The organism is Ruegeria sp. AH12 (assembly GCF_056541465.1).
This window is the reverse complement of the sequence record NZ_JBQFYL010000233.1, coordinates 1-515: the sequence shown is the minus strand read 5'-3', so window position 1 is coordinate 515 and position 515 is coordinate 1. Positions and strand designations below refer to the sequence as shown.

Genomic DNA, 515 nt, shown 5'->3' with positions numbered 1-515 from the left:
CCCCGACTGCCAGAGTGGTCTCGATCTCAGGTCTAGGCAGCACTTTCAGCGAGACCTCTGACAGCACCCCTAGCGTACCCCAGGAACCTGCCATGAGCTTGACCAGATCGTAACCAGTGACATTCTTCATCACCCGCCCGCCATTCTTGATTACCTGCCCCAACCCGTCGACATAACGTACGCCCAACAGGAAATCCCGGCACGCGCCAGCCTGAATTCGACGCGGCCCCGAGATGTTGGCCGCGACAACACCGCCGATTGTCGGTTCCCCCGTGGTGCCCAGCAAACCGCGATGATCCATCGGCTCGAACGCCAGTTGCTGACCCTCGGCCTCCAAAGCCGCTTCGATCTCAGTCACTGGAGTCCCGGCATGTGCGACCAGAGTCAATGCGCCCGGCTCATACTGTGTAATTCCGTGCAGTCCCGATAGGTTCAGCACAGGCTCGGGCCCATCAAGGCCGCGCGTGCCGCCTCCGGCAATACGCACTGGGCCATCCAGGCCGGCAACGATGTCC

Annotated in this window: 1 protein-coding gene; it reads right to left on the bottom strand. The window is 61.7% G+C overall.

Annotation, left to right across the window (positions count from 1 at the left end):
- On the bottom strand, nucleotides 1-515 hold a 515-nt coding region (locus ACR0EL_RS22805; RefSeq protein WP_480502399.1), incomplete at both ends, for an FAD-binding protein.